13 protein-coding genes and 1 tRNA gene are annotated in these 15447 nt (G+C 35.5%); 6 read left to right on the top strand and 8 right to left on the bottom strand.

What is annotated here, in order from left to right; translation table 11 throughout:
• Positions 1 to 112 precede the first annotated feature (112 nt).
• A complete protein-coding gene (gene lepB / locus SULBA_RS12810; RefSeq protein ID WP_014770260.1) occupies positions 113 to 1084 on the bottom strand; it encodes a signal peptidase I in 972 nt (323 codons plus the stop codon).
• Positions 1085 to 1481: 397 nt separating this feature from the next.
• Here lepB and SULBA_RS10465 point away from each other — a divergent pair, with 397 nt between their 5' ends.
• Entirely contained in the window at positions 1482 to 2684 is a 1203-nt protein-coding gene (locus tag SULBA_RS10465) for an IS256 family transposase (RefSeq protein ID WP_014768976.1), read from the top strand.
• Positions 2685 to 2824: 140 nt separating this feature from the next.
• Here SULBA_RS10465 and SULBA_RS10460 read toward each other — a convergent pair whose 3' ends face one another.
• From SULBA_RS10460 to SULBA_RS10430, 7 genes are all read right to left on the bottom strand, one after another.
• On the bottom strand, positions 2825 to 3835 hold the full coding sequence (locus SULBA_RS10460) for a hypothetical protein (protein ID WP_014770259.1): 1011 nt from the start codon (positions 3833 to 3835) through the stop codon (positions 2825 to 2827).
• Positions 3832 to 4383, bottom strand: a complete 552-nt coding sequence (locus SULBA_RS10455) for a hypothetical protein (protein ID WP_156790538.1) — start codon at positions 4381 to 4383, stop codon at positions 3832 to 3834. The genes SULBA_RS10460 and SULBA_RS10455 overlap by 4 nt, the downstream gene beginning before the upstream one ends.
• 852 nt (positions 4384 to 5235) lie before the next feature.
• Positions 5236 to 5685, bottom strand: coding sequence for a hypothetical protein (locus SULBA_RS10450; protein WP_014770257.1), 450 nt, complete (start codon positions 5683 to 5685; stop codon positions 5236 to 5238).
• 290 nt (positions 5686 to 5975) lie between these two features.
• Positions 5976 to 6461: a hypothetical protein gene (locus tag SULBA_RS10445; RefSeq protein WP_156790537.1), complete on the bottom strand. Its 486-nt coding sequence runs from the start codon at positions 6459 to 6461 to the stop codon at positions 5976 to 5978.
• 1120 nt (positions 6462 to 7581) lie between these two features.
• Positions 7582 to 9291 (bottom strand): site-specific integrase, encoded by a 1710-nt coding sequence (locus SULBA_RS10440; protein WP_014770255.1) that lies wholly within the window; start codon positions 9289 to 9291, stop codon positions 7582 to 7584.
• 86 nt (positions 9292 to 9377) lie between these two features.
• Positions 9378 to 9453: transfer RNA gene (locus tag SULBA_RS10435), tRNA-Ala, on the bottom strand.
• A 44-nt stretch (positions 9454 to 9497) separates the two neighbouring features.
• The gene (locus SULBA_RS10430) at positions 9498 to 10025 is read right to left on the bottom strand and encodes a J domain-containing protein (RefSeq protein WP_014770254.1); all 528 of its coding nucleotides are present in this window, start codon (positions 10023 to 10025) and stop codon (positions 9498 to 9500) included.
• A 124-nt stretch (positions 10026 to 10149) separates the two neighbouring features.
• Between SULBA_RS10430 and SULBA_RS10425 the strand changes: the two genes are divergently transcribed.
• The 5 genes from SULBA_RS10425 (at position 10150) to SULBA_RS10405 (ending at position 15424) form a co-directional block, all read left to right on the top strand.
• Positions 10150 to 10536 (top strand): response regulator, encoded by a 387-nt coding sequence (locus tag SULBA_RS10425; protein ID WP_014770253.1) that lies wholly within the window; start codon positions 10150 to 10152, stop codon positions 10534 to 10536.
• A 3-nt stretch (positions 10537 to 10539) separates the two neighbouring features.
• On the top strand, positions 10540 to 11049 hold the full coding sequence (locus tag SULBA_RS10420) for a chemotaxis protein CheW (protein WP_014770252.1): 510 nt from the start codon (positions 10540 to 10542) through the stop codon (positions 11047 to 11049).
• Positions 11050 to 11052: 3 nt separating this feature from the next.
• A complete protein-coding gene (locus SULBA_RS10415; RefSeq protein WP_014770251.1) occupies positions 11053 to 13038 on the top strand; it encodes a HAMP domain-containing methyl-accepting chemotaxis protein in 1986 nt (661 codons plus the stop codon).
• A 78-nt stretch (positions 13039 to 13116) separates the two neighbouring features.
• Positions 13117 to 13386, top strand: coding sequence for a hypothetical protein (locus SULBA_RS10410; RefSeq protein WP_041672017.1), 270 nt, complete (start codon positions 13117 to 13119; stop codon positions 13384 to 13386).
• Positions 13379 to 15424 (top strand): chemotaxis protein CheA, encoded by a 2046-nt coding sequence (locus SULBA_RS10405; protein ID WP_014770249.1) that lies wholly within the window; start codon positions 13379 to 13381, stop codon positions 15422 to 15424. The genes SULBA_RS10410 and SULBA_RS10405 overlap by 8 nt, the downstream gene beginning before the upstream one ends.
• Positions 15425 to 15447 lie beyond the last annotated feature (23 nt).

The raw sequence follows: 15447 nt of genomic DNA, 5'->3' as shown, positions 1-15447 counted from the left end.
TCTGAAATTAAGTAGTATGTATGGAAATAGGGATAGGCTATTTTGTTTTTACATGTAAAAAATTTATTGCCTAATTTTATTAAAATAGCTTATCTCCTTTAACAATTATTTTTTATTGTAGTAGTTTTCCCATCCTTGAAAGATTTTTAAAATTAATCAGTATTGAGCCAGCTTTACCTATGATATTTTCTTTTGGGACACTTCCCCAAAATCGGCTATCATTGGAATGATCACGATTGTCACCAACCATATAAAAATGATCTTTTTCAACTTTGGCATAAAATGTATTAAATTTGTATCCTTCTTTTAAAGGTAAATCTTCGACTTGTGCAGGTTTCATCGCCAAGTGATTTGATGAGAGATACGATGCCATTGCATCAAATAAATTTATTTTCTCATCGTATTGGATACCTGAAAACTGTTGTCTGTATGGATTATCAACCCAAAGCCTTCCGCCAATATTTTTAATTTTTTCTTGTGGAAAATTCGCTTTGATGTATTCATCACCTTCTGAAAAGTGAATAAAAAAATGCTCCTCTTGAAATAATATTTCATCACCTTCTATTGCTATACAGCGCTTAACATAATGCACTTTTTCATCTTTAGAATAACGAAAAGCAATGATATCGCCCCTTTTGACTTCTTTATTCAATTTATTAACTACAATACGATCATCTTTCATTATTGTTGTTGCCATATTATTCGAAGGTACACTATAAACTTTCAAGGGGCTATATGTATAAATTAGTATTGACAATAGAGCATATGCGCAAATAAAAAATAGTAACTTTATATCTTTGGACTCATAATCCCGTATGCCTTCATTTTTTATCAGCTTAATAACGTCAATTATCGAGTATATATAGATACTAAAACATAGAAAATATATTAAGCCAACAAATATACCAATTTCAACTAATGTTGACAAATAATACATCAAAGAAAGAGCTAATATCATTATAGGAAAAAAGATGAATGCCTTTTTTGTATCTTTGATATAATAATGCCCAGCTCCAATAAAGAGTAGATTTAAGATTATTGCAATGAATACACTTTTTTTGTTTTCTTTGATATTATTTTCCATTATTTTTATCCTTATTATTCATAAAAAAATATATTAAAAAATGAATAGTTTAATTTAAAAATTTGTATTAGGCTTAATCGAACTACGGCAAGAAACTGTATAAATCAAAATAAAAAAATAAAAGGGGGCAGGGCTTGATTTTTAACTTTTTGCACGAAACGACAAAATTTTTACAGTGAAGAGAGAGCCAAAAAGGATAGGGTGACGAAGGGGATTTGTTGAAAATTTGAATGTGGCTCAAAAGCCTATAAAATACGTGGTGGAGTGTAGGGGGAACAGTCTTTCCAAATTTCTTCACCAAAAATCCCTATTTATAGGGCTTAACAAAGATATAAAAAGGGAGCGTTAGAAATTCTGTGTCAATCAGGTAGTATTTCAAATACACAAGGATTGAACGATGGAATTTCAGATAGACACAGAGGCAATATTACAGCACATACGTGAGGGCAAAGCCCTTGGAGGGAAAGATGGAGCACTGGCTCCTCTTATTAAACAACTAACAGAAGCAGCACTTCAAGCAGAGATAGAATCGCACCTTACCCAAGATTTGCAAAAGAATCGTAAAAATGGATTTAGCTCTAAAACAATGAAGAGTGAAGTAGGTAACTTCGAACTCGATGTTCCAAGAGATCGAACTGGTAGATTCGAGCCTCAAATCGTGAAGAAAAATCAAACCCATATGTCGGATCAAATAGAGCAAAAGATACTCTCACTCTATGCCCTTGGCAACAGTTATAGCCAAATAGTTGACCTTATTGAAGAAATATACGGTGTAGGCTTCTCTAAAGCCACCATAAGCGCCGTAACCGATAAAATCCTACCCATGTTACAAGAGTGGCGCGTTCGCCCCTTGGAAGAGCTGTATCCCTTTATATTCTTAGATGCCATTCACTATAAAGTGAAAGATGAAGGCAAATATATTTCCAAAGCATTTTATACCGTGCTTGGTGTTAAAACCGATGGTAAAAAAGAGATATTAGGTCTTTATTTAGGTGAAAGTGAAGGAGCAAAGTTCTGGTTACAAGTGCTCACAGATCTGCAAAACCGTGGAGTGAAAGATATATTGATTGCCTCAGTCGATGGACTTAAAGGATTTCCTGAAGCGATTAACTCAGTATTTCCCAATACAGAAGTTCAGCTGTGTATCGTCCATCAAATACGCAATTCCCTCAGGTTTATAGGCTCAATCAATCAAAAGCAATTTGCTAGTGAACTTAAAGCAGTCTATCAAGCATTTTCCAAAGAAGAAGCTGAAAATGAACTGGATAAACTGGAAGAAAAATGGGGTAAAAAATACCCTATTGTTTTTCAATCATGGCGCAACAAATGGGATAACCTCTCACTGTATTTTCAGTACCCTGAAGATATTAGACGTGTTATTTATACCACCAATATTATTGAATCCGTTCATCGCCAGTTTAGAACATTGACAAAGACTAAAGGGGCTTTTCCAAATGATGATAGCTTACTCAAACTTCTTTTTATGGGTATTAAAAATGCAGAAAAAAAATGGACAATGCCTATACGAAATTGGAGTCTAACCCTCTCACAACTCTCAATTTATTTCGAGGGTAGACTCAACAAGGCTTTAAATTTATGATACAATTTTAGGAACTACTTGGTGCTGACACAGATTTTTGAACACTCCCTATAAAAACTATCAATGTGTACCAGTTATGTGATACAAATAAATTAGTAAACATAATTATAAAATAATGATACTGAAATATATACAATTACTTAAGGGTGAAGTGATACAGTATCAATATCTACTGTTTGTGGTCCTATCATTTTGCCAGTAATCTCAAGTTTAGTTGGAGCTTTATCGAATATGTTAATTGTGCTTAATAGGTCTAAAATACTTGAGTACCTTTCGTAATTTCTCATGGATAAACTTTCTAAATGACAATATCTTTTACCATGACTAGTTGTTGTAATTTCAAATGAATTTGTTGAACGATTGTAGCTATCATATGTTCCAATTAATGTTATATGTTGATTATAAATTGTTGTAGCTTGTTCTTTTAAATATACAGTTTGTGTGATAGGATATTCTACACCATTAATAATCAAATAAAAATTTTGTAGATTTTGTAACTTGTTTAATTCATGCAATTGTTTTATAATTGATTGATAGCGTTCTATGTCAGGTTGATTATCAAACTGGTAAGGGTCAATGCTTCTCTGTTCAATATCATTGTAAATTGTTCTCATAAAGCTTATTTGCTCTGTATATAGTTTAGTTGCTTCTAGTGTTAGAATAAGGCTTCCATGAGCTTTTTTTAGAAAAATATCGTCACCTTGATAATTAGAATTATTTGCAGGAGGAAATAATTTTTTTCTTATACTGTGCATACTCTGCATAGCTTTAAAGTGAGATTCTTCTAACATAGGTTTATCTTGTGCTCCTCTAAAGCCAGCCCCTACTAATCTAACTCCAATTAACGATTGCAGTTCAAATTCTTGTTGAACCGTAATCAATCCATAGAAAAGATTTAAATATTCCAAAAATTTTTCAATATTTTGTATATAAGATTCCTCATTAATCTCATATGTTTCGATTGTACATGTTTCTTTATCCATTAATTCTTGTTGTAAATTCCCCTTTAACGCTTCTATCATTAATGGTTCATATGCATGATTAAGGTCAATAAAAATATCATAATCAGTTTCACTATTTATAGCTGCATGAAAACAGAGGTTATCGTCAGTTTGTGGATTGCAAAGAAAAACTTTTATTTCTAAACTCATGATACAACCTCCTTATACATTTTTGAACAGCCAATACGATTACTATACGCCCATTCCATAAAGCTTCTAATACTAGGTTTAGCTCGAAGGTATTGTAAGTTTATGCTGAAAGGGTCATTTTTAATTATATCATTAATATCATTTACCGAAAGCTGTCTTTCTTCTCTTAAATATCGTTGTAAAGCAATAATTGCTTTAGATTCTTCTATGGTATTTAAAAATTGATAATTCATTTTTTTCCAAACTATTAATCCGTCCCATGCGGCATTTAGTTGGATTTCTTTAAAGTTCAAAAGCTTATACTGCTGTAACTCTTTTGTATGAAGTTTAGTCATAATATGTTGACCTCTATATTCTTCTTTGAGAATAAAATATTCATGTACAACAACTTTATCACTTAAAGCAGGGTTTTTAAAAAGATTTTTCTGATTATAGTAGGTTCTTTGTATAGGTTGGTGATTTAATTGATTAGACGGTTCACCAGACGAAAAAATATCAATATCTGCTTTTTTTATATTATCACTAACACAATGACTATTAACAGTCACGTTGGATACGGTCCCTTTATACTTATAAATACTTTTTATAGCATTATCACTAATTATTACATTACAAGGCATTATTTTTGAGTCCTTAGTAATTTTTCTTATAAGCTTTATAATACACTATCATAGCTTAATAGGTACTGTTAAATGCACTTTGTTGAACAGACGTTATTATGAATATTCTTTATATAATAAAGTTATGTTAAATTTAACCGCCTTTTGTCTCTCGTATGCAATCAGATAGCAGAGGAGCAACAAATCAAACAAAAGCCTTAAGCTCCTGCTATCTTGAGATTGCATACTGCCCCCAGTTAAGGAGGCAATACTACTCTCGATTATCTCTCGAAAGCATTTTTTCTATAAGTTACGATAGGAAAATATGTGGATTACTTCGATAGGTGGCAGCCCTTACCTACCGTGATATGAAAAATCATACCCCACATAACTGCTTAACTGCGGGCGTCTCCCCGTTGAATCGTCCTACACACACACTCACAACGGGTAACTTGGTCTCTTTTTAGCTTACGTTTATATTTCCGTCCGTCACGTCTGGACTCCACATACTTTTATTTTTTATGGGTTTTCACCAAAAGATTGTATGCTATATCTTGATAAGTTGAACAATGATAAGTTAAGTGGGATTGATAAATTGAAGTTCTTCGCTAATGACTCAATTTTATCAATCCTTTGAATACTTAAAGCTTCGCTTTCTATTGAAAGCAAAGCCGATAAAATTGTGCCCTTAGCGAAGCTTTAAATATTCTTAAATGAGATTGTATCACTATTCATACAAAAAATCTTTTTTTTATGAATAAAATTAAAAATTTATTAAATTAACTATAATTTAATTTAGTGCTAATCGTTCAAATAATCTTTATTTTGAGGAGTTGAAATATCTTCTTTTCTTTTAGATTTTGCGTATGAATTTAGAAAAATTCCAGCTTTAATCATTGCTTCTTGTGGTGTTTTATTTTTTAAATTTTTATCCTCATAAATCTCTTTTACAAGTAAAATGGCGTTTTCCAAATGAAGTACATTTCCAATATTATTCATTACTGAAATGAGACGTTCGTTTTGACTTTTGATAAGCTCTGATTGTTTAAGAATTGAAGATTCTAAAGACAAATGAGCAACTAAGAATTTTTCATTCATAGCCTCTTGTTCTTTAATATTTGCGATACCTTTTAATACTAAATTTTCAACTGCACCTGAAAAAGATATACTTCCTAAACTCTGTGCATAAGCTTCAATAAAATTCAAAGTTTTGTTATCGAACATACAGTTTTTTCTGATTTTACTAATCATTTTGTCCTCCTAAATTACTTAAAAATTTTATATATTAAGTAATACTTTATATATTGTATAGCGTTTTCAAAAATTATTGTAAAAACAGCGAATAACACTTTTTTTCACACTTTTTTCTTTTACTAAAAGCCTTCAAATAGGGATTATTCAAAAAATGTTCACACTTAAATTCACACTTGCACGAAAAAATCACACTTCTTTCACACTTCAAAAATACCATAAACACGAGGCTCTGCCAGATAGATTCACACGAAAGTGTGAGTCCTTATCCTGCCATAAATGGTAAAATCTTAAAATTTTATGTCCCATTTTTTCTTATACGTTTTATTTAACTCTTTCAAATACACGTTTAAAAGTTTTCTTTGTTGACCTATACCTTTAAATGCTGGTAGCCCTTTCCACATTTTTTGGAGTGTATGAAAATTTTTGCCATTTCCATTTTTAAAGGAGAGTTGATACTCTCCTTTAAACCAACGAAAGGTATCACGCCCTAATTTGAATGTCAATTTACTACGTTCGTCTTTAATCAATACAAGCGTTAAAAATGAGCTAAATTTCATTTCTAAACCCAAAGCATTCACGAAGTCATTCTTAGTCAAATTTTCGCTTCCAGGTGTCTTAAAAATACAAATAATGTTTTTATAGCTTACCGCTGCAAAATTGGCTCTACCTTTAATCCTATTCCATTGTCTTTTTCCACGAGTTAAATTAGTTCCATATATTGTTTCTATTTTTGCCTTTATCTCGTTGAGCTTATGCTCTTTATTGTGTGGCACTTCAACAAATTTTATACTACTGTATCCGCTTCCCACATATCGTATCACCTCTTTACAAAATTCATTAATTCTAAAACACGTTTTCATTAGACAGACTTCTCCCTTTTATTAACTGTTGTTCATAAAAAGAACAGACAGCCACAAAAGATAAAACTCTCGTCATTCGCTAGAATGTCTTCTGTAAAATGTGCAACCTTTTGTCGACTATCATATCGTTTGTGATGGTCCACAAAGGGTTGCCACACCCCAAAATCAATCAAAAATTGCCTCGCAAAGCCTTTCTCGTAGTGTTTAAATATGACCGCCACAGTCACACACATTCGGTTTTTCACGTCTTCTACTCGCAAAAAATCTCAAACGATACTAAGCTTACCTCTCAACCCTCGCACTCAGTAATGAGCCGTTCGGGTCTTGCCTTGTTAGATTATAAAAAGTTTAAAAGTGGTTAGGTTTGGAGTTATCCGTTTTTTAGCTCTTCGGGTAGAATATACAAGCTCCCGTGTAGGCATTATTAAATATATGCTTTCTATCGCTAAAAAATTTCGTATCCGTGTAGATTTTGACCATACACCTATTACAGAATCACAGCCTTTTATGACCGTTTTAAGAGTTGAGCTATTTAGCATTTCAAGTTACCTTTAATGCCTCCCTCTTTCTGCATTGCCTTACGTTCTACCGTAGTCAATGGGGGATTTACACCGCCTTTTTCATAATCGTCCAAGTCGCCCATATTACAAATTACGTATTGGGTCGAAGCCACCATTTCAGGTGACAGCTCCCGACATAGCTAAGCAAGCATATTTCTATGCACTTAGCCACACGTTATCAAACTGCTTGAATAATTGGCATTTATTCATTGGCGTTTGATAAAGGAAAGTCTAACACTTGGCGTGTGCTATCTTTCCTCTGCAATTTGATTGATTTATTGTATTGGCTGAAAAATGTTAAGTTATATTATGTGTTACGTGACACCTTGAGTAAATAAAGCATAAGAGCTTTGTATGTGTAGTTATAGGGGGATTTTTAGCTTTTTGTTCGTTCCATTCTTGTATATTCCATAAGGTGGATACACCTTGCACATTAAAAAGCCTATAAAATAGGCTTTTTGTGCGTGTATCTTTTACGCCATTGAGTGTTCTAGTTCAGGGTATGAAACTTTTTGAACAGCTTCTAACAGCTCTTCTAGTAGGATTCCGTCCCCGTATGAATCATAATCAATGTCGTCGTCACTTCGCCCCGTAATAGCTTTTCTTAAATGGTCGTCAACGCGGGCATTTTTTAGTTTTTGAATAAAATTGTGCCTTGTACTATGGAAAACTTTTTTATTTTGATTTGCTATCATTGAGCTTTGAAGTTTTGTAAAAAAGTTAGTTATGACTTTTCCATATCCGTCACGTTGCTTTGTGAGTAATGGAAAAACTCTTGTATGCTTATCTGTAACAATAGAGCGGTAATAATCTAAGAACCCTAACTCAACTAATTTAGGGTGCATAGGAACGATTCTTTTACTCGGCTCATTCTTAACGCTTTTGACAAGCTCACCTTGAGAATTAATGTCTTCATTAATATCAAAGCACCAAATGTCTTTTACTTTTTTAATGTCTTCTATATGGAGTTGGCAGATTTCATTAAGTCTCAAACCATTGTATAAACCAATGAATGTTACATAGTACAAATGGGGCTTCTTTGTTTGAAAAGGTTTAATGGCTTCAAAAATAATTCTTATCTCTTCAGGATTAAACGGTAGCCTATCGTCTCGATTCTTTCGAGGAATTTTAAGTTTAAGATTTTTTGTAATATTATTTATGAGATAACCTTGTATGATTGCCCACTCAATCATTGCCGATAAGCTCGTAATGTATTCATTGATTGTTCGCTTAGTTAGCGTACTAGCCTTATTCATTTCTGTAAGTTCTTGAATAGATTTATCTTTATACTGTGGAATTTTATTCATATTTGTAGGAAGCTTAAGCAATACGGTGCGGTATGCTTCAAAATCTGCTCTTGTGTAGTCTTTGATATCTTTATCACCCATAATTTTAAGGGCTAAGTTCAGTTTAGCCCGATTCGATACGATTGTTTTTGGTTTCCACCCTCGTGCTAAATATTCATTCTCAATATATCTTTCAATACACTCAGAAAAAAGGTGCTGTGGTTCGTCAACTTTCGTGTAAGCATTTAAAAGCTCAAGGGCATTATTCTGCCCAAAAGTTTTTGTTAAAGATTTAAGCAGTTTTGGGCTTATTTCAACACCGTTAATAGCTTCAAACGTTGTATCCTCTTCACTAAGTCTGGATTGTGTTTTCTCTTTATCATGCAGAAGTATTTGATATTCTCCTTTGATAAGCTCATGATTAAAAATATGTTTTTTATGTGAATCAAGCGTAGTTATCAACTCTTGAGTAATATTCGTTCTTGGTAATATCAACTCTGCTTTTTGCTCTAACATTTCGACGTTATCGCTATAAGATAATTCATGCAGTATCGCTAATTCTTTATCAATGGCTTGGGGCGTATGTCCGCCATACTCTTTACCGTCTTGGTCTATAAAGGCTAAGGCATTATGTCGCAGTGTTTCAAGTTCGCTATATTCCTCAATGGCTTCCTTGATATACGTGTTAATTATCTCTCTTATCGCCTTTAAATCCATTACCCGCCTCTTTATAAACAAGTTATCAAGCCTAAATGATAGCAAATTGGCTCTAAGCTTTGCAATTTTGAGGGTTTTGGTACGAAGTGATACTTTGATATGCGTTTGTTTTATCGTATCAAAATGAGCGGGAATACGTTGTCTAAAGTAGTAGGTACTATCTCGTTTGAGTAAGTGCATTTTTTGCCTTTGTGTACCACTTCTGTGTACCACAAAGAAAAGTTTTTATGTCTAAAATGCCTAGAATAGGGAGTTTTTGAGAAAAATGGTGGAGTGTAGGGGGATCGAACCCCTGACCTTCGCACTGCCAGCGCGACGCTCTCCCAGCTGAGCTAACACCCCAAAAGAAGAGAACCATTTTACCAAGCAAACCTTAAAAATGGTTTTTATGCGACCCTTTTTTTTGTTTTTTCTGCTTTGATGTGTGCATAAGCTTCTTGAATTTTTTGAAATGCCTCAGTGTAGTGTTGGCGTGTTGTTTCATCGTCACTTTTGAGTGTGTCGGGATGAAACTGTTTGGCGAGGCGTAAATATTTTGTACGAATGCTTTGCAAACTCTCTTGATGATGGGAGTACAAGATAGTATAAAAATGATGGGATTGCTCTGGTTCGTGATGCGTGAAAATTGGGAGGGAATGGCAGATGACTTTAATGGGTTTGTGGCATACGAGTAATAATTTTTTTAAGAACTGTGTATTGTGTGTGCGAGAAAGGGTGGCGCAGGTATAGTAAAGTTTGGTCAAGAAGGCTTGTCTTTTAACCACTTCTAAAGGTGTGGCAAAGTTAATAAGTGTATCATTTATCCAAAAGGAACGGCTCATTTTTTTCGTCAAAAAATGTTTTACATGTAAAGAAAATGGCGAATTCTCAGCCAAATGTATTGTAATACAATGTGTGCTAATATGTAGTTTCATAGTCTTCTCCTTTCCTGATAATGCTTATAAAGCAAAAGTAATTCCTTGTTAACTCTTTTTAATATTTTTTGAGTTATATTTCGTATATCTACAAATAAATTAGCCTTTGGTTAAAGGAGTTGCCGTGAGTAAACGCGTTATTTTGGTGGATGATTCCAAAACAATTCTAGCAACAGCGCAAATGGCTCTTGAGGAGATGATTAACAAAGGTGCTATTGAATTTGCAACGTACCTCAATCCTGAAGAGTTACTCAATGCCCTGCTGGATGGTTTAGAAACGTACGATTTGCTTATTAGCGATATAAATATGGCTCAAATGAGTGGGCTTGATCTTTCTGAACAATTAAAATCCCATGAAAAGTTTAAAAACAGACCTATTTTGATTCTAACAACGGAGAGTTCTCCTGAAATGAAGGCACGGGGTAAAGCCATTGGTGTAACAGGTTGGATGGTCAAACCCTTTAGTGATGAAAAGCTTGTCAAAGCAATAACCATGGTACTGGGGCTATAAATCATGCAAGCAGATGTACAACGAGCAAAACAGGGTCAAGGTGCGAGCAATCGTTTTTTGACCTTTTATTTGGAAGAGGAAGTTTATGGGGTGCATATCTCTGATGTTAAAGAGATTATTGCGATGATGAAAACGACCCCCGTTCCCAAAACACCAGCGTTTATTCAAGGTGTTATGAACCTTAGGGGCAATATTATTCCTGTGGTCGATATGCGTCTTAAATTTGAAATGCCTTCCATTCCGCCACAGATGTACACGGCTATTGTGATTATTACCTTAGATGAAAAGCAGATTGGCTTCATTGTTGACAAGGTTGAAGAGGTGATTAATGTCGATGATGAACATCTAAGCCTGCCTCCTGAGTTTGGTGGGCAAATTGATACACGGTTTATCAAAAATATGGCGCAATACAAACAAAAAGTGGTCATGATTTTAGACCTTATTGCTCTTTTTGGCGATGAGGAGCTTAGCATGGTTCAAAATCTCAGCAAAACAGCAAGCGATAAAGGATAGGCAATGGGTAGTTCAATGACATTAGGTAAACGAATTTCTATTGGATTTGGTATTTTGGTTTTCATTATGGTGGTCTTAGGCGCAATTGGCGTTATTAATATGCGTAGTGCGTCTAGTAATGCAACAAAACTTTCCGATATTTATGTTCCAGAAGTTTCTCTCTCCAGTCACATTTTTGAATTAGCCAATCAAATACGCTATGACATGCGTGGGTATGTGTATCGTGAAGATGATGCATCACTCACCAGTGCTAAGAAAAATTTTGTTGAGCTTAAAAATGTATTAGCACAAGCTGAAGAATTGGGTAAAAAATATAATTTAACAGGCTTGCTTGAAAATGCAAAAGTAGCGTCTAAGGGGTTGGCAGAGTATATGAACTCTTCGGAGCGTATTGAAAAAGCTTTAATTAAACGTAAAGTCCTTGATGGGGTTATGGCTGAAGCTTCGGCTAGTTTTTTAAAAAATACAGAGCAATATTTAGGCATCCAAGAGAAAAAACTCAAAAATGAGATGGAAGAAAAAGTATCAACGACGAGGTTATTTGAGCGTTATGAAAAAATACGTCAAATGCATGATGTGATTGAAATTATTACCTATTCGAGAATTTTTGGTCAGCGAGCGCAAATTCAAGGTGATACCGAGATGATTGCAGGGGCGATTCAGAAGTTTGTTCCTCTTTATAAACTCTTAGAGCAAATGAAAGCAACAAGCACCAATGCCGAGGAATTAGCCGATCTTAAAGTGATTGAAGCTGCAGCAAAAACCTATGAGAATTCTCTTAAAGGTTTTGAAGCCATTATGCACGAAGTCGCCAAAGAAGCGGCGGTACTTGTGCGAGTAGCTGTGGAGGTTTTAAATGCGGCAGAAGCGGTGGTTGATACAGGATTGAGAGACGTTGAGAACATTTCGCATGAGTCAACTCAGAGTCTAAGTGTGGCATCCAATGTTATGATTGTTGGGTTGGTCATTGCTTTAGTACTAGGCATTGTCATTGCACTTTATATCATCCGAAGCATTGTGAATATTGTCACCAATTCGGTCAAATCGCTCTCTGAGGGAACCACGCAGGTAGTGAGTGCGAGTGAGCAGATTAGTTCTGCTTCGGTTTCATTAGCTGAGGGTGCAAGCTCACAAGCAAGCAGTGTGGAAGAGGTAAGTGCTACCATTGAAGAGGCAACAGCGAGTAACAACCAAAATGCGGATAACAGCCGTGAGGCAAACTTGTTAGCCCAACACTCCAATGATGCCGCACGTCAAGGTAACGAGCAAATGGCTGATCTCATGGTTGCCATGGAAAAAATTACCGATTCATCTCAAAAAATCGCCAAAATTATTAAAACCATTGATGAAATTGCTTTCCAAACCAATCTTTTAGCACTCAATGCCGCCGTAGAAGCAGCAAGGGCGGGAGAGCACGGTTTAGGCTTTGCCGTGGTGGCTGAAGAGGTGAAAAATTTAGCTGAGCGCAGTGCTAATGCCGCCAAAGAAATTACCAGTATTATTGAAGCGAGCATTGATCAGGTTAAAGTGGGAACTGAAGTTGCCAGTCGTACCAAAGCCTCTTTTGGCGAGATTTTATCGAGCATTAAAAAAACCTCTGATTTGATTGGTGAAATTGCTATTTCGGCCAAAGAACAAGCCGAGGGTATGAATCAAATTGCTACGGCTATGGGCTCGGTTGATCAGATTACCCAACAAAATGCCTCAGCTTCTGAAGAGACAGCAGCAGCTGCTGAAGAGCTCAATGCGCAAGCTATCTCCATGTTAGAGAGTGTCGCTGAGATTGCAGCATTGGCAGGGTATGATATGGGTAAAGAACGCTCTGTTAGCAAAGTAAATCACACGGCTTCAAAAAGTGTTTCTAGCTTAAGTATGCCTCCTAAACGCCTTACCATGAGCTCAAATAAAAAAATGAAAGCACCAACGTCTTCGATAAAAAACAATGAAGAGGTTTTTCCTCTCAACGAGGATGATTTAAAAGAGTTTTAGTTTTTCTTTACATGTAAAATGGTTTTTACATGTAAAGGCTAATGCGTGTGTGATTTTGGTTTTGAAAAGGTGTGTATTATGTATATAGATGGAGATGTATTAGAAATCGACATTGAGATGGATCTTGAAGAGGTAAAAAGTCTTAAGGCATTTATTCAAGATCGTTTAAATTATATTGAAGAGATTGTGTTGGTACGTGATAATGGTAGCGTACCCACATGCTCTGCACTCTTTTCCCTTCTGTTTTGGGTAAAACATCAAAAGCCTTCGTTAAAAATTGACTTTCTTGAAACAAGCTCTCTTGCGCTTGAGGGATTTGGAATGATGTATTGGACAAGCCATGAGTAGAGAAAAATTACGACAAATTTTTATTGAAGAAGCCAATGAAATCATCGAAAAGATGGATGTTGATATTATTAATTATGAAGAATCGCCCAACAATAAAGAGCTTTTAAATGAAATATTTAGAGGGGTACATACTCTAAAAGGAAGCGCAAATGCTTTTAATTTCTCACGTTTGGGTGAGTTCGTACACCATTTTGAAGATGTGTTGGATTTTTTTAGAAACGCAGATGCTATTCCTACAGGTGACAATGTAGACCTCTTTTTAGAGAGTGTGAATGTTATTAAAGAAACATTGGTGTGTGAAACGCAAGAAAGCGCAGCATTACCAGAAGCGTATGGCATTTGTTTGCAGCACATTCAAACCCTTTTGTTGCACTTACGTGAGCCTTTGGTGGTGGAACATGCCAGTACCAACGATGTCACTTTAGAGTTTGACAATGACCATTTTAACCTTCAGCATACTCCTAATGAAGCTCTCTTTCTTAGCCAACTTCAAGAGGGCGAGTCACTTTTTAGGATTACTTTAAAACTGGATTCGGATATTTATTTACGGGGATTTGACCATTTTCTTTTTTTCACAAATCTTTTACATGTAAGCAAAATTCTAGCCTCGTATTGGCAGGTGCCTGAGGGTGTGGAAGATGAAAATTTTGATGTTGAGTCCAATGTGATTCAAGAGGTGCTTGTTTATGTATCAAGTACCTATCCTAAAGAAAATATCGAAGATATTTTTGCGTTTTTAGACGAAGAAGAGTTTAGGGTCGATGCCATTTTGCCTCCTTCTTCTAGCGTTGTGGATGCACCACAAATGATTGCAGAACACGTACTTTTACCCAAAGAAGAAGAGGGTTTAAAAACAGAGACACAACAGGTTAAAAACAGTGTACTGAGTAAGAATTTTCTTAAAATTGATGCGCAAAAGTTGGATGAACTCTTTGATTCGATTGGGGAGTTGGTGATTGCGCAGAATTGTCTGGGTGAAAACAGTAAAATCAAAGCCATCCAAGATGCTGAGGTATCAAAAACCATCGAAAATCTCTCAAAAATTACCCGTTTGATTCAAAACAGGGTCATGAGTTTGCGTATGGTGCCCATTCGTGATACGTTTGAGAAGATGAAGCGGGTGGTTAGAGATTCATCCAAAAAAGTTAACAAACCGATTCATTTGATACTTGAGGGTGAAGAGACAGAGATTGATAAAACGATGGTAGAAGCACTTTCTGACCCATTGGTGCATATTATTCGTAATGCAATTGACCATGGGATTGAGAGCACACCTGAAGCGCGTATAGCCATGGGCAAAAGCGAAGAGGGCAATGTCAGTCTTCGTGCGTACCATAGAGGTGGTAATATTATTATTGAAGTGCGTGATGATGGACGAGGTATTAATAAAGCAAAAGTGTATGAAAAAGCCTTAGAGAGAGGAATTATTGAAAAAGATGAATCTTTGAGCGATGCCCAGATTTATGGGCTGATTATGCAAGCGGGCTTTTCAACGGCAGATAGCATCAGTGATATTTCAGGAAGAGGCGTTGGGTTGGATGTGGTAAGAAGTGCGATTGAAGCGGTGCGGGGTAAAGTGGATATTAGCTCACAAGAGGGCGTTGGCACAACCTTTAGTATTGTGCTTCCCCTTACCTTAGCTATTATTGATGGGATGTTGGTACGCTCAAATGATAAAGTTTTTATTATTCCAACGCTTTCTATTACGGAATCTTTTAGACCGTTAGAGCAGAGTGTTCACAGCGCAGGTGGAAAAGAAGAATTTGTACAATTGCGCTCAGAGCTTTTACCGATTATCCGCTTAAATCGTGTTTTAGCCTTAGATGAGACAGCCCCCCATCCATGGGAGTGTACGTTGGTTTGTATTGAAAATGGTCGAGGTAAATTTGCTCTTTTGGTGGATGAACTTGTTGGCAGACAGCAGGTGGTCATTAAGACCCTAGGAGGCTTTTTGGCTAAAACAGAGGGAATTAGTGGTGGTGCAGTGATGGGTAATGGTGAAATTGCACTTATTTTAAATGTTGAAGAACTCTATTAGATGGAAAGGCTTGTATTAAGACG

The sequence above is a fragment of the Sulfurospirillum barnesii SES-3 genome (genome assembly GCF_000265295.1).
GTDB lineage: Bacteria > Campylobacterota > Campylobacteria > Campylobacterales > Sulfurospirillaceae > Sulfurospirillum > Sulfurospirillum barnesii.
The sequence above is the reverse complement of the archived record's forward strand: the minus strand, read 5'-3'. Positions and strand labels throughout refer to the sequence as shown.

Bases quoted from the DNA above. Each gene is read 5' to 3' on its own strand.
- SULBA_RS10460 (WP_014770259.1), bottom strand. From the start codon at position 3,835: ATGAGTTTAGAAATAAAAGTTTTTCTTTGCAATCCACAAACTGACGAT.
- lepB (WP_014770260.1), bottom strand. From the start codon at position 1,084: ATGGAAAATAATATCAAAGAAAACAAAAAAAGTGTATTCATTGCAATA.
- SULBA_RS10415 (WP_014770251.1), top strand. From the start codon at position 11,053: ATGGGTAGTTCAATGACATTAGGTAAACGAATTTCTATTGGATTTGGT.
- SULBA_RS10430 (WP_014770254.1), bottom strand. From the start codon at position 10,025: ATGAAACTACATATTAGCACACATTGTATTACAATACATTTGGCTGAG.
- SULBA_RS10465 (WP_014768976.1), top strand. From the start codon at position 1,482: ATGGAATTTCAGATAGACACAGAGGCAATATTACAGCACATACGTGAG.
- SULBA_RS10420 (WP_014770252.1), top strand. From the start codon at position 10,540: ATGCAAGCAGATGTACAACGAGCAAAACAGGGTCAAGGTGCGAGCAAT.
- SULBA_RS10440 (WP_014770255.1), bottom strand. From the start codon at position 9,291: ATGCACTTACTCAAACGAGATAGTACCTACTACTTTAGACAACGTATT.
- SULBA_RS10410 (WP_041672017.1), top strand. From the start codon at position 13,117: ATGTATATAGATGGAGATGTATTAGAAATCGACATTGAGATGGATCTT.
- SULBA_RS10405 (WP_014770249.1), top strand. From the start codon at position 13,379: ATGAGTAGAGAAAAATTACGACAAATTTTTATTGAAGAAGCCAATGAA.
- SULBA_RS10450 (WP_014770257.1), bottom strand. From the start codon at position 5,685: ATGATTAGTAAAATCAGAAAAAACTGTATGTTCGATAACAAAACTTTG.